The organism is Hasllibacter sp. MH4015 (assembly GCF_020177575.1).
Classification (GTDB): Bacteria; Pseudomonadota; Alphaproteobacteria; order Rhodobacterales; family Rhodobacteraceae; genus Gymnodinialimonas.
Window position 1 is genome coordinate 2,311,427 of sequence record NZ_JAHTBK010000001.1, and the last position, 25,180, is coordinate 2,336,606.

21 protein-coding genes are annotated in these 25,180 nt (G+C 64.9%); 13 read left to right on the forward strand and 8 right to left on the reverse strand.

The window, feature by feature from the left end:
* Window positions 1–35 precede the first annotated feature (35 nt).
* The 6 genes from KUW62_RS11885 to KUW62_RS11910 all read right to left on the reverse strand — a co-directional run bounded on the left by KUW62_RS11885 (window position 36) and on the right by KUW62_RS11910 (window position 5,627).
* On the reverse strand, window positions 36–902 hold the full coding sequence (locus KUW62_RS11885; RefSeq protein ID WP_224815686.1) for an NAD(P)-dependent oxidoreductase: 867 nt from the start codon (window positions 900–902) through the stop codon (window positions 36–38).
* Window positions 899–2,119 (reverse strand): class I SAM-dependent methyltransferase, encoded by a 1,221-nt coding sequence (locus KUW62_RS11890; protein ID WP_224815687.1) that lies wholly within the window; start codon window positions 2,117–2,119, stop codon window positions 899–901. The genes KUW62_RS11885 and KUW62_RS11890 overlap by 4 nt, the downstream gene beginning before the upstream one ends.
* Window positions 2,116–2,658 carry a dTDP-4-dehydrorhamnose 3,5-epimerase family protein gene (locus KUW62_RS11895; RefSeq protein WP_224815688.1) on the reverse strand — a complete coding sequence of 181 codons (543 nt, stop codon included), beginning with the start codon at window positions 2,656–2,658 and terminating at the stop codon, window positions 2,116–2,118. Before KUW62_RS11895 ends, KUW62_RS11890 begins: the two co-directional genes overlap by 4 nt.
* Window positions 2,655–3,722, reverse strand: a complete 1,068-nt coding sequence (gene rfbG / locus KUW62_RS11900; RefSeq protein ID WP_224815689.1) for a CDP-glucose 4,6-dehydratase — start codon at window positions 3,720–3,722, stop codon at window positions 2,655–2,657. Before rfbG ends, KUW62_RS11895 begins: the two co-directional genes overlap by 4 nt.
* On the reverse strand, window positions 3,692–4,471 hold the full coding sequence (gene rfbF / locus KUW62_RS11905) for a glucose-1-phosphate cytidylyltransferase (RefSeq protein WP_224815690.1): 780 nt from the start codon (window positions 4,469–4,471) through the stop codon (window positions 3,692–3,694). The genes rfbG and rfbF overlap by 31 nt, the downstream gene beginning before the upstream one ends.
* An 85-nt stretch (window positions 4,472–4,556) precedes the next feature.
* Window positions 4,557–5,627: a sodium-dependent bicarbonate transport family permease gene (locus KUW62_RS11910; RefSeq protein ID WP_224815691.1), complete on the reverse strand. Its 1,071-nt coding sequence runs from the start codon at window positions 5,625–5,627 to the stop codon at window positions 4,557–4,559.
* Window positions 5,628–5,724: 97 nt separating this feature from the next.
* On the opposite strand from KUW62_RS11910, the gene KUW62_RS11915 reads away from it, so the two are divergent.
* Entirely contained in the window at window positions 5,725–6,603 is an 879-nt protein-coding gene (locus tag KUW62_RS11915) for a LysR family transcriptional regulator (protein ID WP_224815692.1), read from the forward strand.
* A gap of 54 nt (window positions 6,604–6,657) precedes the next feature.
* On the forward strand, window positions 6,658–8,106 hold the full coding sequence (gene xylB, locus KUW62_RS11920) for a xylulokinase (protein ID WP_224815693.1): 1,449 nt from the start codon (window positions 6,658–6,660) through the stop codon (window positions 8,104–8,106).
* Here xylB and hppD read toward each other — a convergent pair.
* Window positions 8,103–9,209 (reverse strand): 4-hydroxyphenylpyruvate dioxygenase, encoded by a 1,107-nt coding sequence (gene hppD, locus KUW62_RS11925; RefSeq protein WP_224815694.1) that lies wholly within the window; start codon window positions 9,207–9,209, stop codon window positions 8,103–8,105. The two genes, xylB and hppD, sit on opposite strands and share 4 nt — an antisense overlap.
* A gap of 192 nt (window positions 9,210–9,401) precedes the next feature.
* Here hppD and KUW62_RS11930 point away from each other — a divergent pair, with 192 nt between their 5' ends.
* Entirely contained in the window at window positions 9,402–10,076 is a 675-nt protein-coding gene (locus KUW62_RS11930; RefSeq protein WP_224815695.1) for an SDR family oxidoreductase, read from the forward strand.
* On the opposite strand, the gene bhcR is transcribed toward KUW62_RS11930, so the two are convergent.
* On the reverse strand, window positions 10,073–10,939 hold the full coding sequence (gene bhcR / locus KUW62_RS11935) for an HTH-type transcriptional regulator BhcR (protein WP_370632885.1): 867 nt from the start codon (window positions 10,937–10,939) through the stop codon (window positions 10,073–10,075). The two genes, KUW62_RS11930 and bhcR, sit on opposite strands and share 4 nt — an antisense overlap.
* Window positions 10,940–11,108: 169 nt before the next feature.
* Between bhcR and bhcA the strand changes: the two genes are divergently transcribed.
* From bhcA to KUW62_RS11985, 10 genes are all read left to right on the forward strand, one after another.
* A complete protein-coding gene (bhcA, locus tag KUW62_RS11940; RefSeq protein ID WP_224815697.1) occupies window positions 11,109–12,299 on the forward strand; it encodes an L-aspartate--glyoxylate aminotransferase BhcA in 1,191 nt (396 codons plus the stop codon).
* An 18-nt stretch (window positions 12,300–12,317) separates the two neighbouring features.
* Complete coding sequence (gene bhcB, locus KUW62_RS11945; protein ID WP_224815698.1) at window positions 12,318–13,277, forward strand: beta-hydroxyaspartate dehydratase BhcB; 960 nt, start codon at window positions 12,318–12,320, stop codon at window positions 13,275–13,277.
* Between the two features lie 93 nt (window positions 13,278–13,370).
* On the forward strand, window positions 13,371–14,534 hold the full coding sequence (gene bhcC / locus KUW62_RS11950; protein WP_224815699.1) for a 3-hydroxy-D-aspartate aldolase BhcC: 1,164 nt from the start codon (window positions 13,371–13,373) through the stop codon (window positions 14,532–14,534).
* Window positions 14,535–14,548: 14 nt separating this feature from the next.
* Window positions 14,549–15,514 (forward strand): iminosuccinate reductase BhcD, encoded by a 966-nt coding sequence (bhcD, locus tag KUW62_RS11955; RefSeq protein ID WP_224817104.1) that lies wholly within the window; start codon window positions 14,549–14,551, stop codon window positions 15,512–15,514.
* A gap of 175 nt (window positions 15,515–15,689) precedes the next feature.
* Complete coding sequence (locus KUW62_RS11960; RefSeq protein ID WP_224815700.1) at window positions 15,690–17,405, forward strand: AMP-binding protein; 1,716 nt, start codon at window positions 15,690–15,692, stop codon at window positions 17,403–17,405.
* A 5-nt stretch (window positions 17,406–17,410) separates the two neighbouring features.
* Window positions 17,411–18,292 (forward strand): bile acid:sodium symporter family protein, encoded by an 882-nt coding sequence (locus KUW62_RS11965; protein ID WP_224815701.1) that lies wholly within the window; start codon window positions 17,411–17,413, stop codon window positions 18,290–18,292.
* A 94-nt stretch (window positions 18,293–18,386) separates the two neighbouring features.
* The gene (locus KUW62_RS11970; protein ID WP_224815702.1) at window positions 18,387–20,243 is read left to right on the forward strand and encodes a glycosyltransferase family 2 protein; all 1,857 of its coding nucleotides are present in this window, start codon (window positions 18,387–18,389) and stop codon (window positions 20,241–20,243) included.
* A 66-nt stretch (window positions 20,244–20,309) separates the two neighbouring features.
* The gene (locus KUW62_RS11975) at window positions 20,310–21,752 is read left to right on the forward strand and encodes a hypothetical protein (protein WP_224815703.1); all 1,443 of its coding nucleotides are present in this window, start codon (window positions 20,310–20,312) and stop codon (window positions 21,750–21,752) included.
* On the forward strand, window positions 21,745–22,503 hold the full coding sequence (locus KUW62_RS11980) for a hypothetical protein (RefSeq protein ID WP_224815704.1): 759 nt from the start codon (window positions 21,745–21,747) through the stop codon (window positions 22,501–22,503). Before KUW62_RS11975 ends, KUW62_RS11980 begins: the two co-directional genes overlap by 8 nt.
* Window positions 22,504–24,804 (forward strand): sulfatase-like hydrolase/transferase, encoded by a 2,301-nt coding sequence (locus tag KUW62_RS11985; protein WP_224815705.1) that lies wholly within the window; start codon window positions 22,504–22,506, stop codon window positions 24,802–24,804.
* Window positions 24,805–25,180 lie beyond the last annotated feature (376 nt).

The window sequence follows — 25,180 nt, forward strand, 5'->3', positions numbered from 1 at the left end:
TCACCTTCGAATGGCAAGGGGCCGCGACACGCGGTCTATCGGGGGGCGGGCGTTGATGTGTGTACAAGATCGGGCGTGGCTGCCCCACGGGGATGGCGCGGGCCGATGATGATTGGTGGATCGGTCAGGTTGGTGGGCCGCGCGCCGAATTTGAGCAGGTCGCGGCGTCCGTATTGATCGGCGATGCCAAGCGCAAGGTCGCGCACGGAAATCCCATGCCCGGTGGAGATATTGGTGACACCTGTCGCGTCTGAAAACGCATCGCCCACGTAAAGCTCCGCCGCTGCGTCCACGTCGATGAAATCGCGGATCTGGGTGCCTTCGGTCAGCTCCGCCACCGCACCTTTGGCAAGTTGCTGGTGGATATAGGGCGCAAGGCGGCGCGGGTCCTCTCCGGCACCGTGAAGGTAGAAGAGCCGCGCCCACAGGAATTCTGTGCCGCTCTGCTCGAAGAAGGCTTTTAGCGTCAGATAGGCGCTGACCTTGGCCGCAGCATAGGGCGTTTGCGGGTCAAGCGGGCCGTCGGGATAAAGCATTCCGTCCCCGAACGCATATTCGAAACAGGTCCCGGTGCCGACAAACCGGCGCAACCCCGCGGCTACGGCGCCTTGCGCCATGCGCAACGTGCCCGAAAGGCAATCGAGGTTCTTGTCAGAGGTCAGGTACTTTCCCGGCTCCGCATACCACGCCAGGTGCAGGACCATGTCCACGCCATCGAAGGTGTCGGCCCAGAACCCGGCATCCTCGGCGAACAGATCGCCCGTCATCACCGTCTCGTCGGCCAGGGGCACCTCGGCGCCGGGGCGCAGGACACAGCGCGTTGTGCAGTCGCGCCTGGCCAGCGCGCGCATCACGGCCTGGCCCACGAAACCCGACGCGCCTGTGACCAGAACCCGGCTCATCCGTGGATCTTCAACGCAGGCACGGCGGTCACGAAACGGGTGCCCTTCGCCGCAAGATGGGCGTTCTGGGCCATCACCTCATCGCGGATGTTCCACGGAAAAATGACGAGGTAATCGGGGCGGCGGTCGGTCAGCACGTCGGGCGGCAGGATCGGCAGGTGACTGCCCGGCATGAATTGCCCCTGCTTGGCTTCCGCCGCGTCACAGACAAACGTGATCAGGTCCTTGCCGATACCCGCGAAATTCATCAACGTGTTGCCCTTGGCCGCCGCCCCGTATGCCGCCACGGATTTCCCTTCCGCCTTGGCGTCCAGCAGGAAACGCAGCACATCGTCCTTGACCCGTTCGGCGCGGGCCTGGAACTCCGTGTAGAAGGCGGGGCTGCCCATGCCGCGCGCAAGCTCCTCCGCCCGAACCGCGCGCAAGGCATCCGTTTCCGTGTGGCGCGCCTCCGCCCGGCAGGCATAGATCCTGAGCGAGCCGCCATGGGTCGGCAATTCCTCCACATCGAACAAACGGCACCCCGCCGCGTCCATGATCCGGTCGACCGCCAAGAGCGACAGGTAGGAGAAATGCTCGTGATAGATCGTGTCGAACTGGTTGTGCTCCACCAGCCGCATCAAATGCGGGAATTCCAGCGTGATGACGCCCTCGGGCTTCAACACTTCCCGCAGGCCGCGGGTGAAATCGTTGATATCGGGGACATGGGCATAGACGTTGTTGCCTAGGACGAGGTCCGATTTCGGCAAATCGCGCGCCATCTCCTCCCCGAAGAATTCTTGCAGGACGGGGATGCCAAGGCATTTCGCTGTGTCGGCCGTGCTTTTCGTTGGCTCCACCCCCAGGCAAGGAATGCCTGCGGCCACGAAATTCTTCAAAAGGTAGCCGTCGTTGGACGCCACTTCGATCACGTGGCTGTCCGCGTTCAGGCCCAACCGTGCCGTGATCATCTCCACGTAGTCCGCCGCATGGGCCACCCAGCCCTTCGAAGTGGAGGAGAAATAGGCGTAATCGGGTGAAAACAGCGCATCAGCGGCGGCGAAATCCTCCGTCTGCACCAGAAAGCAGGCGGGACAGGTCTTCACGCGCAGCGGAAAGGTCAGCTCCGGGGCCGACAGGGCGTCTTCCGACAGGTAGGCATTCGACGGCGGGGCAAAGCCCAGATCCACGAAGTCGATCGTGAGCGGCGTGGCGCAATGGCGGCAGGCCTGGGTCATAGGGGCGTGATCTCCGCTAGGGCGGGAAGGGCTTCGTCGCGGGGCGACATCCGGGCGGGTGGCAGAGGCCAGTCAATCGACAGGGCCGCATCGAAGGGCGAAATGCCCCCTTCATGGCCCGGCGCGTAGGTTTCGGAGTGCATATATTGCAGCAATGTCTCCGGCAAGACCGCCTGAAACCCGTGGGCAAAACCTTCGGGGATGTAGACCGCGTTCAGCGCCTCGGCGTCCAGCATCAGGGCGGTGGTCTGCCCGAAACTCGCCGATCCCGCGCGCAGATCGACGATTACATCCCATGCCCGCCCGCGCAGGCAGCGCACCAGCTTGACCTCCGCCTGGGGCGCGCGCTGGAAATGCATGCCGCGCAGGGTGCCTTGGGCCAGGTTCATCGACACGTTCATCTGCGGCCAGCTTGAGTTCAGACCGGCCTTGCGGAATTCATCGTCGCAATAGGTCCGCGCGAAATAGCCACGCGCGTCTTCGCGCCGCTCCAACGTGATCTCGAACGCGCCGGACAGGGGCAAGGGCGTCACGTTCATGGCGCGCCGAACTCCGCAATCTGGGCGGCGGTAATCTCTGCCGGTTCCGCGCCCTCATGGACCGCCCGATACCACGCCATCGTCCGGGCAAGGCAGGTGTCGAACGTCCAGCGTGGTGTATAGCCGATGTCCTGCCGTGCCAAAGCGTTCTCAAGGCTCAACAGCCCGGCCTCATGGGGCGCATCGGGGTCTGAGCGGTCTTCCCACCGCCCCGGCCAATGGGCCACGGCGCCCTCAACAAGATCGCGGACCGGGCGCACATCCTGCGGGTCGGGCCCGAAATTATAGGCGGGCGCCAGCGCCGCCCCGCCAAACGCCTGCTCAGCCAGCCGCAAATAGCCCGCCAGCGGCTCCAGCACATGCTGCCACGGGCGTTGTGCGTCGGGATTGCGCACTCCGATCACGTCACCGGCGGCAAGGGCGCGCGCGATATCGGGCACGATCCGGTTCTTTGCCCAGTCGCCGCCGCCGATCACGTTGCCCGCCCGTGCCGCGATCACGCGAACCGGATGGCTGTGGAAGAAGGATTTGCGATAACTCGCAATCGCCAATTCGCAGCCCGCCTTGGAGGCCGAATAGGGATCGTGCCCGCCGAGGCGATCCCCCTCCGAGTACGGTTGCTCGGTCTCCCGGTTCTCATAGACCTTGTCGGTCGTGATCATGATCGCCGCGCAGGGGTGCGTCAGCTGCCGCAGCGCATCGAGCATGTGAACCGTGCCCATCACGTTGGTATCCCACGTCGCCATCGGGTCCTCGTAGGAGGCGAGGACGAGGGGCTGCGCGGCCAGATGAAAGACGACATCCGGCTGCACCTCCGCCACCCGCGCCTCCAGCGCGCCCTTCGTGCGGATGTCGCCGATGCGATGGTCCAGTTTGCCCGCCAATCCCAATTGATCGAAGAGCGCAGGCGTCGTGTCGGGCTCAAGCGCGAACCCGCTGACCTCCGCCCCCAGCTGGATCAGCCACAGCGACAGCCACGACCCTTTGAACCCAGTATGGCCCGTCACCAGAACCCGTTTTCCGGCCCAGAAGCTCATCCGCGCAGCGGATCCCAGACGCGCCACGGCGCGCGGCCTTGCGCCCACAGATCTTCCAACTCGTTCTTGTCGCGCAGCGTGTCCATCGCTTTCCAGAACCCGTCATGGCGCCAGACACTCAACTGCCCATCGGCAGCCAGCCCCTCCAGTGGGCCTTTCTCGAACACCGTATCGTCGCCGCCCAGTCGCGCGAGGATCGACGGCTCGCAGACCATGAAGCCCCCATTGACCCAGCGATTGTCGCCTCGGGGCTTCTCGTGAAAGGCCGTGATCTTCTCGTCCTGGATCGCAAGCGCGCCGAAGCGGCCAGCGGGCTGGATCGCGGTCATCGTCGCCTCGCGCCCCTGCGCCTTGTGGAACGCCACCAACGCGGTGATGTCCACATCCGCAACACCGTCGCCGTAGGTCAGGCAGAACGTATCGTCGAGGTAGGGGGCGACGCGGCGGATACGGCCCCCGGTCTGCGACTGCTCGCCCGTGTCGATCAGCGTGACCTTCCACGGCTCCGCCGCCTGGGAATGCACCTCCACAGAATTGTCGGCCAGGTCAATCGTGACGTCGGACATGTGCATGAAGTAATTGGCGAAGTATTCCTTGATCATGTAGCCCTTGTAGCCACAGCAGATGATGAACTCCGTGATGCCGTGATGGCCATAGAGCTTCATGATGTGCCACAGGATCGGGCGGGCCCCGATCTCGATCATCGGCTTGGGTCTGAGGTGGGACTCTTCGCTGATGCGCGTTCCCAGCCCCCCGGCAAGTATCACCGCTTTCATTTTGCCCTCTTCGACGATGTCGGTCCGGGCATTGGGCTACAACGCACGGACCAATATCACAAGGCGTGGGGCGGGCGCGTCAGGCTCAGCCGATGAACGCCGCCGCCAGCGCCATGAAGAGCGGGATCGACAAGATGGCGACCGGGGTGCCGAGGCCGGTGGACGTGCCGACATAGGCTGACGGGTTGGCTTCCGGCAGGGCGCCGCGCATCGTGGGCGGGCCGGAGATGTCCGAGCTCGATGCCGCCATGATCGACAGAAGCACCACGCCACCCGCGGAGAAACCGGTCAGGTGGTGGGCGATCAGGCCCACGCCGAAGCCCAGCATGCCGTGCACCAGCGGTGCCGCGATCCCGTAGAGAATGTAGGCATGGGCAACCTTCCGCAGCTCCGACAGCCGCGCCCAGGCTTCCATCCCCATGATCAGCATCAGGATCGACAGCAGACCCCGGAAGAGCGGCTCGTAGAAACTGTCATAGACGCTGTCGGGGGCCGCGAAGATGCCGATGGCCAGGCCGATCAACAGCGCGGAGATTGCGGGGCTGCGGAACGTGTCGACCAGGATCGTCTTCACAAGGCCCTTCTCCAGCCCCTCGATCTGCGCAGGCTCCGTCTTGGGCGCGGCATTCATCGCCATGGTCCCGTCGGCGGCGATTTCGGCGTTGGAGGCCCGCCGCGCCACGCTCACCTTGGCCATCACGATCGCCGTGACCAGCGCCGCGATGTCCATGAACGGGTAGAGCGCGCCGATGAAGCCCTCATAGGCGATGTTCTCGTCATCCAGCACCGCCATCCCAGCCGCGAGGGTGGAGGCGGAGACCGCGCCGAACAGGCCCGCCGTGGCCAGCCCGTCGATCTTCGAGACGCCTTTCCAGCGTGCCAGCGTCCGGCTTCCGAGAAGCACGATGAGCACGCCCACGATGGCCGCACCCGCGGCAGGCACCAGAAGCTCCGTCAGATTGGCGTCCCGCACCGAAATGCCCGCGCCAAGGCCGACCTTCAGCAAAAGCAGCATGACGATGAACTTGTAGACAGGTTCCGGCACTTCCAGCTTGCTGCCGAGCGATGCCAACAACATGCCGCCGATCAGGAAGGCGAGCGTCGGCTTCTGCAATTGGTCGATGATCGTGCTGAAGATCGTGACGATGATATCCATGACGGGACCTCTGTTCTGGGACATCCCACGACGTAGCGGATTGCTCTCTGAATAAAAAATACATATATCAGGCGAATTCATTCTATTTATGTGAACGATGGACCAACTCAACTACCACCACCTGCGCTATTTCCACGAGGTTGCCCATGAGGGTCATCTTGGCCGCGCCGCCGCGCGCCTGAACGTCTCGCAATCGGCCCTCTCCACCCAGATCAAGCAATTGGAGGAGCGTCTTGGCCTGCCCCTGTTCGACCGCGTGGGCCGCACGCTTGCCCTGACGGAGGCGGGGCGCATCGCGCTGGCCCATGCCGACCGCATCTTCGGCACGGGGGCGGAGATGCTGGCGACGCTGCGCCGCGATACCTCCACCCACCCGCCGCTGCGCATCGGCGCGCTCTCCACGCTGTCGCGCAATTTCCAGCTGCAATTCCTGCAACCGATCCTGGCAGACGGCGGGCACGAGATTTCCCTGCGGTCCGGCAACACCGCGCGCCTGATGGCGGAGTTGGAGGATCTGACCCTCGACGTCGTGCTGACCACCCAGATCCCCCAGCGCGACGGTGTCGCCTTCGCGGCGCAGCGCATCGCGGAACAATCGGTGCAGATCCACGGGCGACCCGACCTGATGCAGGCCGACACGTTGCGCGGGCTCCTGTCGACCGCGCCCCTGATCCTGCCCACCGACACGATCATCCGAGCGGAGTTCGAGAACCTGGTCGCGCGGCTTGGCATCACCCCCCGCATCGCGGCCAGTGTCGATGACATGGCCATGGTCCGCCTCTTGGCGCGCGAAGGGGCGGGGCTCGCCATCGCCCCGTCCGTGGTTCTGGCGGACGAGATCGCGTCGGGCCGTGTCGTCACCGCGCCCCATGACCTCGACATCGTGGAGCCGTTCTATGCCGTCACCCTGCCCCGCGCGTTCCCCCACCCCGCCCTCGACCAGCTTCTGGCGCGGCACCATCCGGCGCGAGATTGACTTCACCCATGCGACACGCAGTATCGCGCCGAGCCATCGGGTGAGGGACATCGCATGACATTTCTCGGGATCGACATCGGGACCTCCGCGGTGAAGCTCTGCGCCATGGCGGATGATGGCACGGTGCGCGCCGTCAGTGACGCGCCCCTTTCCACCACCCAACCCTTTCCCGGCGCGAGTGAGCAGGACCCCGAGGCCTGGATCGACGCCCTGACGGTCGCGATGCAGGGCCTGCCGGGCGCCATAAGGCGGGACGTGTCCGCCATTGGCCTGTCGGGCCAGATGCATGGGGCCGTCCTTCTGGACGCCGACACCCGCGTGATCCGTCCCGCGATCCTGTGGAATGACGGACGCGCGAGCGCGGAATGTGATGTGATGGAATCCCGGTTGCCCGAAATGGGCCACGTCGCGGGCGTCCCGCCGATGCCGGGCTTCACCGCGCCCAAGCTGATGTGGCTCAAGAGCCATGAGCCCGACACCTATTCGCGGATCGCCACGGTGCTTTTGCCCAAGGATTACGTGGGGTTCCGCCTCCATGGGGCGCACGTCACTGATCCGTCCGATGCGGCGGGCACCTGCTGGTTCGATCAACACGCCCGTGCCTGGTCCCCCGATCTCTGCGCCACTTCCGACACGGACCCGAATTGGATGCCGGAGGTTCGGGACGGATCGGCGATTGCCGGAAGGCTCGATGCCGATATGGCCGAAGCTCTCGGCCTGAGCGCAGGCATTCCCGTGGCCGCCGGGGCCGGTGACGCAGCGGCGGGCGCGGTCGGTATCGGCGCGGTGGACCCGGGCGACGGGTTCCTGTCGCTCGGCACATCGGGGCAACTCTTCGTCACCACCGACGCCTGCCGCCCCAACCCCGCAAGCCGCATCCACGCCTATGCCCACACCCTGCCGGGCCGCTGGTTCCAGATGGCCGCGATGCTCAACGGCGCGCGCCCGATGGCGTGGCTGGCGGAGCTTCTGGGCCGCCCCATCCCCGACCTGCTGGCAGAGGCGGAGGGGGCCGAACCCGGCCCGATCTTCCTTCCCTACCTCACCGGCGAACGCACACCCCATGGCGACGCGGACATCCGGGCCGGGTTCTGGGGCCTGTCCGAAGGCACCACCCAAGGCACCATGATGCGCGCGGTGGTGGAGGCGGTGGCCTTCACTTTCGCCGATGCACTCGCCGCGATGGAGGCGGCCGGAACCCGCCCCGCGCGCCTATTGGCCATTGGCGGCGGCACGCGCAGCGATTTCCTGTTGCAGATGATTGCCGATGTCATGGGCGTGCCCATCGGGCGGTCGGACGGGGCCGATATCGGCCCGGCCCTTGGCGCCGCGCGGCTGGCCCAGATCGCAACCGGTGCGCCGGTCGCGGATGTCGCGGTGAAGCCCGACGTGTCACGTTGGTTCGAGCCCGACGCCACCCGCGCGGGCGCACTGGCACCGCGCCTGGCGGGGTATCGCGCGCTCTACCCCGCCCTCAAATCCGTCTCTGCGGCGATGATTTAGGCGTCGACCTTCAGCACACCGCGCTGGATCTGATCCTCCTCGATCGACTCGAAAAGGGCCTTGAAGTTGCCCTCGCCAAAGCCGTCATCCCCCTTGCGCTGGATGAACTCGAAGAAGATCGGCCCGATCACGGTTTTCGAGAAGATCTGGAGCAGAACCCGCGTCATGCCCCCGTCCACGACCCCTTCGCCGTCGATCAGGATGCCGTGCTTTTGCATCCGGTCCAGCGGCTCCTCGTGGCCCTGCACCCGCTTGTGGCTCATCGCGTAATAGGTGGCGGGCGGCGGCGGCATGAATTCGATGCCGTTGGCGTGGATCTGATCGACGCTGCCATAGATGTCGTTGGTCGCCACGGCGATATGCTGGATGCCCTCGCCCTTGTATTCGTTGAGGTATTCCTCGATCTGGCTGTTCTCGTCCGCGCTCTCGTTGATCGGGATGCGGATCTTGCCGCAGGGGCTGGTCAGCGCGCGCGAAAACAGGCCCGTCTGCTTGCCCTTGATGTCGAAGAAGCGAATTTCGCGGAAGTTGAACGCCTTGGCGTAGAAATCGTACCAGGTGCTCATGTTGCCGCGCATGACGTTGTGGGTCAGGTGGTCGAGGTAGTAGAAGCCCGCGCCCACCGGCTTGGGGTCGACCTCTCCGGTCCAGTCGAACTCGGCGGCATAGGGGCTGCCCGCTTCGCCGTAGGTTTCGACGAAATAGAGCAGCGAGCCACCGATGCCGATCACGGCGGGCACGTCGAGCGTCTTGTCGTCGCCCGTATATTCCTCCGCGCCGTAATCCAGCGCGCATTTCAGTGCGTGCTGCGCATCCACGACACGCCACGCCATCGCGGGCGCACACGGCCCGTGGGCATCGACGAACCGGCCCGCATGGCTGTCGCGTTCGCGGTTGATGATGTAGTTGATGTCGCCCTGCCGATAGACGGAGATGTCGCGCGTCTTGTGCCGCGCTACCTCGGTATATCCCATCGCCTTGAACAGCGTCTCCAGCGCGCCCGGATCGGGATGCGCGAACTCGACGAATTCGAATCCATCGGTGCCAGCGACGTTCAGGTCGTTGATTTCGGCTTTCGGTGCATCATGCGGAAAAGGACCCATGAGGGGAGCCTCCTTGTTACAAGTCGCGCTGACGTGCCCTGACGCGACAAACAAGTACCCGGCCCGCGGGGGTGAGCGTGGCTCAACCAGTCGCATATGTAACAGATTCTCCCGCCCCGATGCAAGATTGTCGTGAACCCCTTCGCCCCCCGCGCGTTGGCCCGGTGATCCGAACCTGAAGGAGAGCTTTCCATGTCCAAGACCCTGTTCATCACCGGCGCATCATCCGGCATCGGTGCCGCCACTGCGCGGGCCGCCATCGCCGCAGGCCACAAGACCTCCCTTGTCGCCCGGTCCGAGGACAAGCTGGCCGAGCTCGTCTCCGAATTGGGGGAGGACAATGCCATCGCCCTGCCCGCCGACGTGACGGATGTGGAAGCGCAGGTCAGCGCGTTCGAGGCCGCCACCACCCGCTTCGGCCGGATCGACGCCGTCTTCGCCAATGCGGGCCTGGGCGCCACCGACAAGGGGACGGAGGGTGGCGACATCGACAATTTCCGCACCATGATCGACGTCAACATCTTCGCCCTGACGGTGACGTGCAAACTGGCGATCCCGCATCTGAAGGACAGCAAGGGCCATCTGCTCCTGACCGGCTCCCGCGCGGGCCATGCGACCCTGCCGGGGTCGGTCTACGGCGCGACCAAATGGTTCGTGCGCGGCTATGCGGAGAACCTGTCGGCGGAACTGGGCGAATACGGGGTGCGCGTGACCAACATCAATCCCGGTATGGTCGACACGCCGTTCTTTGACGAGGAGAAGCCCGATGCCCTGCGGCCCGAGGATATTGCGGATGCCGTCATCTTCGCGCTCGACCGGCCCGCCAATGTCTCCATCCCGTCGATCCAGATCTACCCGATGCGCTAGGGCTCCCGCCGCTCCGGTGCGGTACCGGCATGCGCGGGCCGCTCCGCCCCCATGGCAAGCGACAGCTCTTCCGCCGCCGCCATCACCGCCCCGGCCAAGGGCTGAACCTGGCCGGGGCTGACCCGGCTGGCGGGGCCTGACACGCTGATCCCGGCCACCGCTCCGCCGCTCAGGTCGAAGACCGGGGCCGCGATGCAGCGCATCCCCTCGTTCTTCTCCTCATCGTCGATCGCGTATCCGCGGTCCCGCGTCGCCTCCAGATCTGCGCGCAGATGGGCCGGTTCGGTCAGGGTGCGCTGGGTGAACTGATCCAGCGGTGCCGTCGCGAACAGGCGCGACAGGCGGTCATCGGACATCTGCGCCAGAAGCGCCTTTCCGATCCCCGATGCATGCATGGGCGACAGGGTGCCGGGCGGAAAGAAGGCGCGGATCGTTGCATGGGTCTCCACCTGCCCCACGAACAGGACGTGACTGCCCCGCGCGATGCCGAGATTAGCGGTCTCCCCCGTCTCCTCCATCAGGCGGCGCAGGACCGGGCGCGCGCGGTCCACCAGGGTCGTGCGCCGCAGGTACCGCGCCCCGATCACGAAGGCGCGCGCCCCGATCAGCCAATGCTGCGCGGCACGGTCGAATTCCACCAGCCCCCGCCCCTCCAGCGTCACGAGGATGCGGTAGATCGTGGCCGGCGACTGGCCCAGATTCTCGGCCAGCTCCGACAGGGTCACGCCGCTGGTCTCGCTCAGATGTTCGAACACCTCCATCGCCCGGTCGAGGGATTTGATCGTATTCTGGGCGGTCTTGTCGTCCCAATCCCTGGGCCGCCCCCTGGATCGCCGCGCAGGGCCGGATTCGCTCTTGGCCATGGCCATTCTTCCACAACTTGAAAATCCATTTCATGATATGAAAAAAGATAAGCCGCTGACAAGGGGGCAAAATCTGCACACTTGCGCTTTATGAAAAACGTTTTCAAAAAAATTGCGGTGGGTCGGTGGACACTCTAGATTGCCCTCGATCCAAGAAGGAACCGACACCATGTCCACCCAGAACCCCGTGTTCATCCCCGGCCCGACCAACATGCCCGAGCATCTGCGCCGCGCCTGTGACCTGCCGACGATGGACCACCGCTCCGCCGCATTCGCCGATATCCTGCACCCTGCCCTTGCCGGTGTGAAAGCGGTTCTGAAATCGGACAAGGCCGAGGTCTTCGTCTTCCCCGCGACCGGCACCGCCGGGTGGGAAGCCGCGATCACCAACACGCTCTCGCCCGGTGACACCGTGCTGGCCGCGCGCAACGGCATGTTCTCCCACAAATGGATCGACATGTGCACGCGCCACGGCCTTCACGTGCAGCAGATCGACGTGCCCTGGGGTGAAGGCCTGCCGGTCGATGCCTTTGCGGAGGCATTGGCCGCCGATTCATCGCACAAGATCAAGGCCGTGCTCGCCACCCATAACGAGACTGCCACCGGCGTCGTCTCCGACATCAAAGGGGTCCGGGCCGCGCTCGACGCCGCAAACCACCCCGCACTGTTCTTCGTCGATGGCGTCAGCTCCATCGGCTCGATGAACTTCGAATTCGACGCCTGGGGCGTGGATATCGCCGTCACCGGCTCGCAGAAGGGCTTCATGCTGCCCGCGGGCCTCGCCATCATCGGCGTCTCGCCCAAGGCGATGGCCGCCATTGACGGTGCCACCCTGCCGCGCACCTTCCTCGACATCCGCGATATGGCCAAGGGGTATGAGGCGAACGCCTATCCCTACACGCCCTCGGTGGGTCTGCTGAACGGGCTCAAGATCGGCTCCCAAATGCTGCTCGATGAGGGGCTGGACAATGTCTTCGCCCGCCATGCCCGGATCGCCGATGGCGTCCGCGCCGCCGTCGGTGCCTGGGGGATGGAGCTTTGCGCCGTCTCGCCCGATCTCTACTCCAATACCGTCTCCGCCATTCGCACGCCGGAGGGTTTCGATGCGGGCCGAATCGTGTCCCATGCCGCCGACGCCTATGGCGTGGCCTTCGGCGCAGGCCTGGGCGACGTGGCCGGAAAAGTCTTCCGGATCGGCCATCTGGGGATGCTGACCGACGTTATGGCGCTATCTGGTATCGCGACGGCGGAGATGGTGATGGCCGATCTGGGCCTCGACGTGACGCTCGGTTCGGGCGTTGCGGCGGCGCAGAGCGTCTATCGCGCGGGTCGCACGCAATCGGCCATGGCCGCAGAATAGGAGCAGGATGTGAAAGACATGATCCAAGCCACCGATCTGACATTCGACGATGTCATCGCCGCCCACGAGCGGATCAAACCCTACATCCACCGCACACCGGTCCTGACCTCGACCTACCTTAACGAGCTGACCGGGGCGGAGTTGTTCTTCAAGTGCGAGAACTTCCAGAAAGCCGGCGCCTTCAAGGTACGTGGCGCGTCGAATGCGGTCTTCGGTCTGTCGGATGAGGCCGCGCAGAAGGGCGTCGCCACCCATTCGTCGGGCAATCACGCGCTGTCGCTCAGCTACGCGGCGGGCCGCCGGGGCATTCCCTGTCATGTGGTCATGCCGAAAACCGCACCCCAGGCCAAGAAAGACGCCGTGCGCGGCTATGGCGGGATCATCACCGAATGTGAGCCCTCCACCACGTCGCGCGAAGCCATCTTTGCGGAGGTTCACGAAGCGACCGGTGCCGATTTCGTGCATCCCTACAACGATCCCCGCGTGATTGCCGGGCAGGCTACATGCTCCCGCGAATTGCTGGATCAGGTCGACGGGCTGGATGCCGTGATCGCGCCCATCGGCGGCGGCGGCATGGTCTCGGGTTGTTGCCTGACGTTGTCCAACATCGCGCCCGACGTGGACATTTACGCCGCCGAGCCGGAGCAGGCCGACGACGCCTACCGCAGCTTCAAGGCGGGCCACATCATCGCCGACGACGCACCCGTGACCATCGCCGATGGCCTCAAGGTGCCGCTGAAGGAGAATACCTGGCATTTCGTCTCCAACCACGTGACCGACATCCTCACCGCGTCGGAAAAGGAGATCATCGAGGCCATGAAAATCACCTGGGCACGGATGAAAATCGTGATGGAGCCCTCCTGCGCCGTGCCGCTGGCCACGATCCTGAAGAACCCGGAAGTGTTCCGTGGCCGCCGCGTCGGCGTGATCATCACCGGCGGCAATGTCGATCTGAACAAACTGCCCTGGATGCAGTGACCCAATTGGTGGGCCTCACCCACTCCACATCAACGCAACGCCCGTAGGGTGGGTGAAACCCGCCATCGTGCAGAACCCAAAAGGACCAACGTTATGAAAGACATGGCCCAATTCGCTGACTTTGAGGTCGGCTACGACATTCCCGCCAAGCCCGGCATGAAGGCCGCCGACGTGCAGACGCCTGCCCTCGTGCTCGACCTCGCAGCACTCGAGCGCAACATCAAGAAGATGGGCGATTACGCCAAGGCGCACGGGATGCGCCACCGGGTTCACGGCAAGATGCACAAATCGGTCGACGTGGCGCTCTTGCAGGTCGAGCTGGGCGGCGCCTGTGGCGTCTGCTGCCAGAAAGTCAGCGAGGCCGAGGTCTTCGCCCGCGGCGGTATCAAGGACGTCCTCGTCTCCAACCAGGTCCGCGATCCGCAGAAGATCGACCGGCTTGCCCGCATGCCGAAACTCGGCGCCCGCACCATCTGCTGCGTCGATGACCTGGCCAACGTGGCCGATCTGTCCGAGGCCGCTCAAAAGCATGACACCGAGATCGAATGCCTCGTGGAAATCGACTGCGGCGCGGGTCGCTGCGGCGTGACGACGACCCCCGAAGTCGTGGAAATCGCCAAGGCTATCGACGCGGCGGAGGGCCTGAAATTCGCCGGCATCCAGGCCTACCAGGGCGCGATGCAGCACATGGACAGCTACGACGACCGCAAGGCCAAGATCGACATCGCCGTGGCCCAGGTGAAGGACGCCGTGGACACGCTTAAGGCTGAGGGGCTGGACTGCGACATCGTTGGCGGCGGCGGCACCGGATCGTACTATTTCGAGAGCAATTCGGGCGTCTACAATGAGCTTCAGTGCGGCTCCTACGCCTTCATGGACGCCGATTACGGGCGCATCCTCGACGCCGACGGCAACCGCATCGACCAGGGCGAGTGGGAGAACGCGTTGTTCATCCTCACCTCCGTCATGTCCCACGCCAAGGCCGACAAGGCCATCGTAGATGCGGGCCTCAAGGCGCAATCCGTCGACAGCGGCCTGCCTGTGATCTTCGGGCGGACAGACGTTGAATATGTGAAATGTTCCGACGAACATGGCGTGGTATCCGACCCCGATGGTGTTCTGAAAGTGAATGACAAGCTGCACCTCGTCCCCGGCCATTGCGACCCCACCTGTAACGTCCATGACTGGTATGTGGGTGTCCGCGACGGCGTCGTGGAAACCGTCTGGCCCGTCTCCGCGCGCGGTCGTGCCTACTGATGTCGGACCACACGCTGACAATCGTGCCAGAGGGTCTGATCCCGGACCTTCTGACACGCGATGCCTCCTTCCAAGCGGTGGAGAAGGTCTTCTCCTCCATGGCGGCGGGGGATGCCTACAACTTCCCCGTCGTGCGCGAAGCCATCGGCCATGAAGACGCGCTTTACGGCTTCAAGGGCGGGTTTGACCGCACGGGCCAGGTGCTTGGCCTCAAGGCGGGCGGCTACTGGCCCCACAACCTCGACAAGCGGGGCATCATCAACCACCAATCGACCGTTTTCCTGTTCGACCCCGACACGGGTCGCGTGACGGCGATGGTGGGTGGCAATTACCTCACGGCACTGCGCACCGCCGCCGCGTCGTCGGTCTCCATCAAACACCTCGCCCGCAAGGACGCGAAGGTGATCGGCATGGTCGGCGCGGGCCACCAGGCAACGTTCCAAGTGCGCGCCGCGCTGGAGACCCATGCCTTCGAGAAGGTGATCGGCTGGAATTATCACCCCGAAATGCTGCCCAACCTCGCCAAGGTGGCTGAGGAGGCCGGGCTGCCGTTCGAAGCGGTCGACCTCCCGGGCCTGCACGACGCGGACGTCGTCATCACCATTACGTCCAGCTTCGCCCCGTCCCTCATGGCCGATCACGTCAGCCCCGGCACCCATATCGCCTGCATGGGCACCGATACCAAGGGCAAGCAGGAGGTGGAGGCGGCACTTCTGGCCCGCGCGACCGTGTTCTGTGACGAGGTGGCGCAAAGCACCACCATCGGCGAAGCCCAGCACGCCATCGCCGAAAACCTGCTCGATGCGTCCGACGTGACCCAGATCGGGGCGGTCATCAACGGCACCCATCCGGGCCGCAGCTCCGACGACCAGATCACGCTCTTTGATGGCACGGGCGTCGGCCTACAGGACCTCGCCGTCTCCGCCGCCATCGTCGACGTGGCGCTGGAAAACGGCACGGCCATCCGCGTCCCGATCTGAACCACCGCCTTCAATCCGGCCCAAACGGCGGGCCAATCCACGCATTCGCCCGCCGAAACCCCACATCCACACCGAAATCCGGTGGTTTCCCCCACGTCCCTGCCCCTTCTTGCTTTCCCCCGGGCGATTTCCCCGTCATCCTTGCGCGCAAGGGAGATTTGGGAGGATCACCGACATGACAGACCGCCCGTGGACGGCATTCTATCGCCCCGGCGCCCGGACCGATATCGACGCTCCGGCCTATCGCAACCTCGGTGATCTGATCGGCTCCGTCGCGCAGACCTTCGGCAAGGCACCCGCCTTCACCTGCTGCCTGCCCAACGGCATGAACGGCACGCTCACCTTTGCCCAGGCCGATGAGATGTCGGACGCGCTCGCCGTCTACCTGCGGGAGGTTGCGGGCCTGAACGCGGGCGACCGTGTCGCGGTTCAGATGCCCAATTCGCTCAGCTTTCCCGTCGCCGCCTTCGGCATCCTGAAGGCCGGTTGCATCATCGTGAACGTGAACCCCCTCTACACGGCGGAGGAGATGGCCAAGCAGTTCGAGGATGCAGAACCCCACGCGCTCATCATCGCGGACATGTTCGCCGACAAGGTCACCGCCGCCACCCGCGGCCACCCGATCCCCAACATCATCGTCACCCGTGTTGCCGAATTCCTGCCCGCCATGCCGCGCGGGATCGTGGGATTGGTGCAAAAGCACTGGGACCGCACCGTCAAACCGATCGAGATTGCCCATATCCGCCTGCCCGACGCGCTCCAGGCCGGGCGCACCCATCGCGATACGGAAACCATCGAGGTGGAGAAATACCACCAGAATGTCGATGCCGATGACGTGGCGGTCCTGCAATATACCGGCGGCACCACGGGTGTCAGCAAGGGCGCGATGCTGACCCACCGCAACCTCGTGGTGAACATGGAACAGACGATGGAGCTGATCGAGGGGTTGGAAAAGGGCCGCGAGGTCGCGCTGACCGTCCTGCCGCTCTACCACATCTTCGCCTTCACCGTGAACCTGCTCGGATTTTACTGGCTGGGCGCGCGCAACATCCTGATCCCGAACCCGCGCCCGCTGACGAACCTCAAACGTGCGTTCGAGAATTACAAGATCACCTGGATGAGCGGTGTGAACACGCTTTTCAACGGGCTGACGAACGAGATCTGGTTCCTCGACACGCCACCAAAACACCTGAAATTCGCCTCCGCCGGGGGCATGGCCCTGCAAGCCAGCGTCGCCAAAAGGTGGGAGGAGATTACCGGCAAACCGGTGATCCAGGGCTACGGGCTGACCGAAACCTCGCCCTGCCTGACGTTCGAGCCCCTGGGCAAGGCGCGGGCGGGCAGCATCGGCGTGCCGGTCCCCTCCACCCTCGTCGCCATCATGGATGAGGACGGCAATCCCCTGCCGCCCGGCGAGACCGGAGAGATCGCCGCCAAAGGCCCCCAGATCATGAAGGGCTATTGGCGCAAGCCGGAAGAGACCGCCAAGGTCATGGCGGGCGATTATTTCCTGACCGGTGACATCGGGATCATGGAACCCGACGGCTATATTCGCATCGTCGACCGCAAGAAGGACATGGTCGTCGTGTCCGGCTTCAACGTCTATCCCAACGAGGTTGAGGATGTGCTCGTCACCCATCCCGGCGTGGATGAGGCCGCCGTGATCGGTGTGCCGGACGACGCCACGGGGGAGGCCGTGAAAGCCTTCGTCGTGCTCAAGGACAAATCCGTCACGTCCGACGCCCTGCGCGCGTTCTGCAAGGAACATCTGACCCCCTACAAGGTCCCCAAGCGCGTGGAGTTCCGCGACGAGTTGCCGAAATCGAATGTCGGCAAAATCCTCAGAAAAGACCTGCGCGCGGAAGAGCTTGCGCAGATCGCGGCGGAGTAACGGAAATGGTCGGAGCCTTCGAACAAGCCCTTCTGGCGCTGATGATCTTCGTCATCATGCTCGGCATGGGCGCCTCGCTCACTCCGCGCGATTTTATCCTCGCGCTCAAACGCCCCTACGGCCTCGCCATCGGTGTGATAAGCCAATACGGTTTCATGCCCTTCATCGGCTTCTTGCTGATCACCTTCCTCCCCCTGCCCGAGGCGATTGCCATCGGCGTGCTCATCATGGCCTGTATGCCGGGCGGGACGACCTCCAACATTTTCACCTATTTCTCCAAGGGCAACCTGGCGCTGTCGGTCCTGATGACCGTCACCTCCACCGTGTTCGGCGTGATCCTCATCCCCATCGTGCTGCTGATCTACGCCTCCGCCCTGGATCTGGAGATCCCGAGGGAGAATATCATCGCCACCCTCGTCTTGCTGCTGGTGCCCGTGGCCATCGGCATGACGATGCGCAAGATCAACGCCAATGTCGGTGCGGTGACGGAATTCATGGGTTCCGCGCTGGCGCTGTTCTTCATCCTCTTCATCATGGTCTCCTGGGTGCCGCGCAACTGGCAGTTTCTCGTGACGACGACGCCCGCAACTTACGTCGCGGCGATCGGCTTGGGGCTCTTCGGGATCACCATCGGCTACACCTTTGCCCGCGTCCTGCGTCTGCACCCCCGCAACGCGCGCACCGTAGCGTTGGAGACGGGGATTCAGAACGGCCCCCTTGCCATCGCCATCGTGGCCTTCACCTTCTCCGGCGACCAGGCGCAAAGCTACATGGCCGTGCCCGCGCTCTATTCGCTCTTCATCGTGATCGTGTCGACGCTGGTGACGCTGGTGTTCCGCCGCGCCAACACCGCCGCAGAGCAGAAGCTGCCCGACAGCCTCCTCTGAACCCTCGGGCGCGCGCCGTGACCTGTGTGCGCCCGCCGCCCCTCCCGTCCCTTCACCAATTTCAGCACCCCTCGGTTCAAATCGCCCCGGTCCCGTGCTACCAATCGTGCAAACACCGGCCAAACCGGGACCCGAGGGCGACGTGCAGCATTTGAAGAACAGCTCCAAACACGGTGAAGTCCTCGCCGTGTCGATGATGAAGGACGAAGCGCCGTTCCTTCTGGAATGGTTCGCCCATCACCTCGCCGTGGGCTTCACCGACATCCTCGTCTACACCAACGACTGCTCCGACGGCACCGACGACATGCTCAAACGGTTGGAGGAGCTGGGCCTCGGCCACCACCGCGACAACGTGATCGCCGAGGGGCAGAAGCCGCAACCCTCCGCCCTAAACCACGCCCAGAAGGAGCCGATCGTGCGCAACGCCGATTGGGTCCTCGTCTTCGACGCCGACGAATTCCTTTGCGTCCGCCACCCCTCCGGCAGCGTCGAGGGGATGCTGGACGATACCGTGGCGCAGGGCGCCAACGGCCTCGTCATCACCTGGCGCATCTTCGGCTCTGCCGGCGTGGTCGATTGGTCTCGTGACCCGGTGACGGAGCAATATACCCGCTCCGCGCCCCCACTCTGGAACAAGGGTTGGGGGGTCAAGACGCTCTTCAAGTTCGACCACGACTATTGGAAACTCGGCATCCACCGCCCGTCGATCAAGAACAAGTGGTTGGAGACCGACTTCCCCGACAGCGTCAAATGGCTCAACGGCTCCGGCCGTCCGATGGAGGACTATTTCAAATTCCGCGGCTGGCGCTCCATCCGGCGCACCATCGGATACGATTGGTGCCAGATGAACCATTACGCGGTAAAATCCGTGGACAGCTACGCGGTGCGCAAATTCCGCGGCAACGTGAACAACAAGAAAGACAAGTATAACGCCGATTACTGGTCACTTCAGGACCGCAACGAGGTGGAGGACACCGCCATCCTGCGCCATGCTGAGGACCGCGCGCGCATCGTGGCGGAGCTTCTGAAGGACCCTGTTCTCAACAAACTCCACTTCGCCGCCCTCGACCGAGTGGAGGCGCGCCTTGACGAATACCGCAAGACCGACGCCTACGCGGAGCTTCGTGATGGCCTGATCGAAGCCGGCAAGGTTCCCATCACCCAGGTCGAAGCCAAGCCGCCGCAAGCCCGCGACCCCGCCAAGATCGCCGCCCTGATGAGCCGGGTGGAAAAGACCGTCGCCGACAAACCCAAGGAGGAACGGCGCAACGACAACGTGGCCGGATGGGCCGCCACCGATGGCGATCCCTACGTGCAGGGCGAGATCGACACATCCACTGAGATCGGGCTGGAATGGGTGCCAAATCACGAGATCGACCTGCCCGCCGACCCCCGCGTCTTCTCTCCCGAAAGCATCGACGTGATCCTTCTGGGCCGGTTCGAGCGTCGCCACGCCCGCAAGATCGCGGGTTATCTGGATGGTTGCCCCCGCGTGCTGGAAATCGGCGCTGGCATCGGTTTCATCGGGATGCGCACGATCAAGATCAGCGATGGCCTGACCTACATGGTGCAAGACAGCCGCGCGCCGCTGATCGCCTATGGCAGGGACCTCGCCAAACGCGCGGGGCTCGACGACACCAGCCGCCTGAAATTCACCGATGGCCCGCTGGTGTTCCCCAAGGATGGCGCGGATCAGGCCAGTGGGCTGCAAGCCTATCTCGGCGATTTCAAACCCGACGCGCTCAGGATCGGACGCGCCGCCGACATCCCCGCGAGCCGAATGGCGGGCCTGAAGATGGACAGCGTCCGGCGCATCCTCTTCCCCGTCATCTCCGACGATCAGGCGCAAAGCTACCGCGCCGAATACGGCCCCGTGCTGGCCGATCTCGGCTTTACCGAGGATGCGGAGCGTGTGACCTCCGGCTCCATGCAATTTGATCGCACGACTTGACCCGCTGGGGCTTGGCGGCGGGCCTCCCGCTGGCATAACGTGGCGCGAACCGAAGGGGCGAGCGCGGTGACGGACGATCCAGACAATGACGACGACCTGATCGAAGGCCACGGCATCGTCCTGCGCGCGCGCAACGGCGACGTGATCCGTTACGACCCCTCCGGCCTCGTGATGCGCCTGTCGGACAAGGTGGTGGAAGACATCGCGCTGCGCCTGCCCGGCGCGGACCGGCCCGCCGCACATCCGTCCTCCCCCGGCCACGCCCCTGCCGATGCGCCAGACGGCATCGACGCTTGGGATGCGCGGCAGGATGGCGACTGGCTCCGTTTCACCGCGCGTCTTCCCGGCAAACAGGGGGTGCGCGGCTTCCGGCGGCACGTGGACGGCGGCGACATCATCGCGGAACCGGGCGGCGCGCTTCTGGGCCTGCTTGGCATCGGCGGTGCGCGGGCGGCGCTGGCCTCCCCCGGCGGGTCCACCTTTCCCCAGCACATCCTGGCCCCCGCCGACGATATCGGCGCGGTCGGCCATAACGGCATCGAAGTAGCGCAGGACCGCGACCGGCTCGAACATTTGCGGGAAATGACGCATGAGGCGCTGGCGGCCGAAACCATCCTCGATTGGCGCATGGACGATCACGGGCCGCTGCCGGTCTTCGTCACCCGCGTGGAAACCGACGCCTCCGCGACCGCCGCCGATCTGGCCAAGGGCCGCGCGCTGCAGAACCTGCTCATCGCCGCGCGCAACCTCAAGGCCGCCGCCGATGCAATGGGCCAGAAGGCCAAGGTGCTCGCCGTCACCCTCGATTTCGCGCTTGAGGATCATTCCGACAGTGCCATTGCCTACCGCGACGGGATGCTCTCGGTGATGGAGGCGATCAGCGATGGCTTGTGGAAAATGGGCTTCGACCGCCCGCTCTTCGTGGCGCGGTTTGAGCCCGGCCTGCCCAACATCGCGCCGCAAGCGGCCCTTGAGGGCCAGTGGGAATTGAGCTGGAACCACGGCGACCACCGCCTGATCCATTCTGCGCCCGCCTACATGTTCGCGCTCGACGCCTATGACCGCCCGACCGAAATGGCCCGCCGCCAGCAGGCCGAAATGACCGCCTGCGCCATCGCGGAGGCCGCGACGTGGAAATGCCCCACGCTGCATCTGGCGGAACTGGAGGGCGAGGTCCTCCGGGTCGCCGCCCGGGCAACCGGGCCGCTGCTCATCGACCCCGACGATCCGTTGCAGGCCGGGCCGGGTGCCGGCTTCGCGCTCCTCGGCTGCACCAATGACGCGACCATCAAGCAGGTGGAGATCGCCTCGGACGACCCGCAGACGATCCTCCTCCAACTCTCCAAGTCCCCCAAGGGCAGCGATCTGCGCCTCGCCTATGCCTGCGCCGGTCAGTTTGCGGGTGCTTTGCGCGATGGCTGGCACCTCGACAGCGTCACGGGCGCGCGCCTGCACCGATGGGCCTTACCCGCGAACCTGCCAATCACCCATGGCCGCGCCGATGCTTGAGCTGGACATGCCCCTGCCCCTCGGCGCGCTTTGCGGCGCGCATCCCGATGCGGTGGCCAGCGCGCTCTCGGGCGCCCATTGGTGGCATGGCAGCCCGGCCGCGATGCAGGTGGATCCGGCAAATGGGGCCGTGGACCTCTGGCGGAACCATCTGGGTGGCCCCCCAGCGGAACCGACCGAGCCCAACACGGGCAACGGCCAGTTGGGCGAAATTGGCGACCTCATGGGCCTGCAATGCAAGCCCGGCACCCATTGCGGCCTGGTGGCGGAGGATGTGACCCAGGCTGCCGGCACCACGACCCTCGCCATCCGCTTCTACACCCCGCCGGGCGAGGACGCGCGCACGCTCCTCACGCTCAACGCGCTCCAGACCGGCAATTACCTGTTCCTGTCCGAGACCGCAGGCACGCTCACCATCAAGGATGACAGCGACCTTGTGGAAACGACGCTGCCCTGCCCGCCGCAGGACGCTCCGCGCCTTGCCATCGTGTCACTGTCCGGCGACCATCTTGCCGCCACGCTGGGTCAGGCCCGGACCGACGCCCAGGCCCGCGCGCCCGTGCTCAACGGCCCCGCCAGCCTTTTCATCGGCTGCCGCAACCAGCGTCCGCGCCTGCTCAAGACGCTCGGCGGCGCGCTGATCCTCGATGTCTGGCTCTTCCCCGGCCGCGCACTCCTGCATTCGGACGACGCCGCCGACCGGGCCGCGCTCAACGCCCTCAAGCGCCACCATCTCTGGGCGGAGGGGTAGATGGCCTTTACTGCTGACAGCCTGAAAGACGGCAATATCTGCGTCATCTGGGTTGACGACATGATCGACGTCTTCACCTGGCGCGACACCTTCGGCCTGACGATCCAGACCCCGCATCTCGACCGCCTCATGGCCGAGGGCACGCGCTTTACCAACGCCTACGCCTCCGTCCCGCTCTGCGCGCCGTGCCGGGCGGAACTGGCCACCGGCATCTCCCCCTTCCGCTCCGGCCTCGTCGATCTCAACCGCTTCTGGCGCGACATCTATCCCCCCGAAAAGGCGTGGCAATACGACCTGCGTCGCGCGGGATTCTACAATTTCACCACCGGCAAGGTGGACAGCAATTACAAACCCATGCCCGAGGAATACCGCCGCATCCTCTTTCACGAGGAACCGGCGGCCGAGGACAAGGGCCGCCGCCGCGACGTGCATCATTACCTCGACCGTGGCCCCGGCATCCGCGGCGTGGGCCACCCCTATGATGCAGGCGAACAGGATGACCGCTTCTACGATTTCCACGTCGCCCAGAACGCCATCGACTTCCTCGCCCGCGCCGATTCCGGCAAGCGCAACCTGATCCAGCTCGGCTTCAAGCATCCGCACTACAACCTGATCGCGCCCGACCGCTTCTATCGCCAATACGACCCGGCCCAGATCGTCTGGCCCTCCATCGCCGCGCCGGAGGATTACTTCGGCCCGCAACCCGGGTTTGCAGTCTACGAGGCCGCCTATATCGCCAACGGCGTCTGGACCCCGGAACGCGCGGGCGACCAGGCCTGGCGCGAGGTCGTGCGCGCCTATTTCGCCTGTATCTCCCATGTGGATCACGAGATCGGGCGCTTCATGGACGCGCTCCGCACCTCGCCGCTCGCCGCCAACACAACCGTGATTTTCCTCAGCGACAATGGCTTCAACCTCGGCAACCACGACAGCTTCCACAAGATGAGCCAGTGGGACTCAGCGGCTCACATCCCCCTCGGCATCTGGCACGCGGATATGGACCCGGGCGAGGTCTCCCTCCCCGTTTCGCTGCACAATATCCCGAAGACGATCATGGAACTGGCGGGCCTGCCGCCGCGCCCGGACTGGACGTCGGGCCAATCCCTCCTGCCGCTGATCGACGACAGTTTCGGCACCTATGACCAGACGAAATCCCCCGTCACCTGCGTCTTCGGCACCCTTTCCGTCCGCCCTTCGGTCGAGGGGCTCAGCCAATTCCGCTACTTCCGCTACCCCAACGGCGAAGAGCATATCTATGATCTTGTAGAAGATCCCGGAGAGACCACGAACCTCGTCGACACCGCGCCGCTCGACGCGCTCCGCGATGAATTGGTGCGCGGGTCGCTGGACCTGGGCCTCGACCTGCGCGGCTTCGAAAACCCCGCCGATGGCGTAAACGCCATGATGGCCGTCGACGGCTCCGTCGTGCTGGCCGGGGGCCGGGCGGACAACGATTACTGGGCCTATGGTGCGGATGCCGAAAAGATCGTGGAGGAGAAGGACGGCGGCACCGATACCCTGTGGTACATGGCCGGCCCCGACGATTACATTCTCCATTGCCCTGCAAATATTGAAAAAATCCGCATCGCCACCGTCGTCTCCCGCAAGGAGGAGGCGCCCAAGGACGGCGCCCTGCGGGAGGGCAAGCGCATCCGCATCGTCGCCCATCCCGACAGCCCCATCGAATTCGAAACTTCCGAACGGGTGGAGGTCGACGTGACCGGCTCCACCGGCGATGACGTGATGATCGGCCCCAAGCACGGCTCCGCCACCTTCTACGGCGGCGCGGGCAACGACTTGATGATCGCCAAGTCCAAACAGGCCAACCGCCGCAACGCGTTTTTCGGGGAGGAGGGCAACGACACCCTCCACGGCGGCCCGGGCCGCGATACGCTCGACGGCGGCACCGGCGACGACGTGATCCACGGCTATTCCGGGCGCAACAACATCTATGGCGGCCACGGCAACGACGTGATCCACGACGGAGAGGGGGCAAGCACCATCGACGCGGGGCCGGGCCGGAACGTTCTGGTGCTCGGCGAAGGCGACCACGAGGTGCTGACCGGCTCGGGCGTGACAGAAATCACATCAGAGCCGGGCGCGAAGGTCTTCAAACCGTCCTATGGTGGCGTGACCATTATCAACGGCTGGCGAGCGGACCAGACCTACGACCTCAGCGCCTGGCCGAATGCGCCGACCATCACCCAAACCGGAGACACAATCCGCCTGCGCTGTGGCCTCTCGATCGTCGAGATCAAAGGCGCCCCAGAGGGCACCGATATCACCGCCCAACTCGCGTGATCTGGCCCAACCCGTAGGGCGGGACTCGTCCCGCCGCTCGTAGCTTGGGTGCAACCCACCACTCGCCACCCCAACGTATAGCGCAAAGCCCCGCCATCGACGGGCCTCGGTTCGGCGATCAAGCAGCAGCGCTATGGCAGTTTATACCAGCCAAGCCTTTCTACCTCATGAGCGGAGCATCTAGCTCAACCAAATCGCCGGGCCGTGGGGAGGCCCGACGATAGCGGGGCGGCTCCGCCGCTGTTAACCCGCTGGGTGCGTTGCACGAACCGTAGGGCGGCACTTGTCCCGCCACCCCATTTACGCCGCAATCCCCTGATATTTTCGTGGCAAGAGCAAACGAAGCACGCACACTCATGGCAGAACTCACTGACGT

What these genes read in the sequence shown, in the direction of transcription:
- hppD (WP_224815694.1), bottom strand. Translation starts at nt 9,209, where the DNA reads ATGGGTCCTTTTCCGCATGATGCACCGAAAGCCGAAATCAACGACCTG.
- KUW62_RS11985 (WP_224815705.1), top strand. Translation starts at nt 22,504, where the DNA reads ATGGCCTTTACTGCTGACAGCCTGAAAGACGGCAATATCTGCGTCATC.
- KUW62_RS11910 (WP_224815691.1), bottom strand. Translation starts at nt 5,627, where the DNA reads ATGGATATCATCGTCACGATCTTCAGCACGATCATCGACCAATTGCAG.
- rfbF (WP_224815690.1), bottom strand. Translation starts at nt 4,471, where the DNA reads ATGAAAGCGGTGATACTTGCCGGGGGGCTGGGAACGCGCATCAGCGAA.
- bhcA (WP_224815697.1), top strand. Translation starts at nt 11,109, where the DNA reads ATGTCCACCCAGAACCCCGTGTTCATCCCCGGCCCGACCAACATGCCC.
- KUW62_RS11890 (WP_224815687.1), bottom strand. Translation starts at nt 2,119, where the DNA reads ATGACCCAGGCCTGCCGCCATTGCGCCACGCCGCTCACGATCGACTTC.
- KUW62_RS11980 (WP_224815704.1), top strand. Translation starts at nt 21,745, where the DNA reads ATGCTTGAGCTGGACATGCCCCTGCCCCTCGGCGCGCTTTGCGGCGCG.
- KUW62_RS11930 (WP_224815695.1), top strand. Translation starts at nt 9,402, where the DNA reads ATGTCCAAGACCCTGTTCATCACCGGCGCATCATCCGGCATCGGTGCC.
- KUW62_RS11895 (WP_224815688.1), bottom strand. Translation starts at nt 2,658, where the DNA reads ATGAACGTGACGCCCTTGCCCCTGTCCGGCGCGTTCGAGATCACGTTG.
- xylB (WP_224815693.1), top strand. Translation starts at nt 6,658, where the DNA reads ATGACATTTCTCGGGATCGACATCGGGACCTCCGCGGTGAAGCTCTGC.
- bhcC (WP_224815699.1), top strand. Translation starts at nt 13,371, where the DNA reads ATGAAAGACATGGCCCAATTCGCTGACTTTGAGGTCGGCTACGACATT.
- KUW62_RS11915 (WP_224815692.1), top strand. Translation starts at nt 5,725, where the DNA reads ATGGACCAACTCAACTACCACCACCTGCGCTATTTCCACGAGGTTGCC.
- bhcR (WP_370632885.1), bottom strand. Translation starts at nt 10,939, where the DNA reads ATGGCCAAGAGCGAATCCGGCCCTGCGCGGCGATCCAGGGGGCGGCCC.
- KUW62_RS11960 (WP_224815700.1), top strand. Translation starts at nt 15,690, where the DNA reads ATGACAGACCGCCCGTGGACGGCATTCTATCGCCCCGGCGCCCGGACC.
- KUW62_RS11965 (WP_224815701.1), top strand. Translation starts at nt 17,411, where the DNA reads ATGGTCGGAGCCTTCGAACAAGCCCTTCTGGCGCTGATGATCTTCGTC.
- KUW62_RS11885 (WP_224815686.1), bottom strand. Translation starts at nt 902, where the DNA reads ATGAGCCGGGTTCTGGTCACAGGCGCGTCGGGTTTCGTGGGCCAGGCC.
- bhcB (WP_224815698.1), top strand. Translation starts at nt 12,318, where the DNA reads ATGATCCAAGCCACCGATCTGACATTCGACGATGTCATCGCCGCCCAC.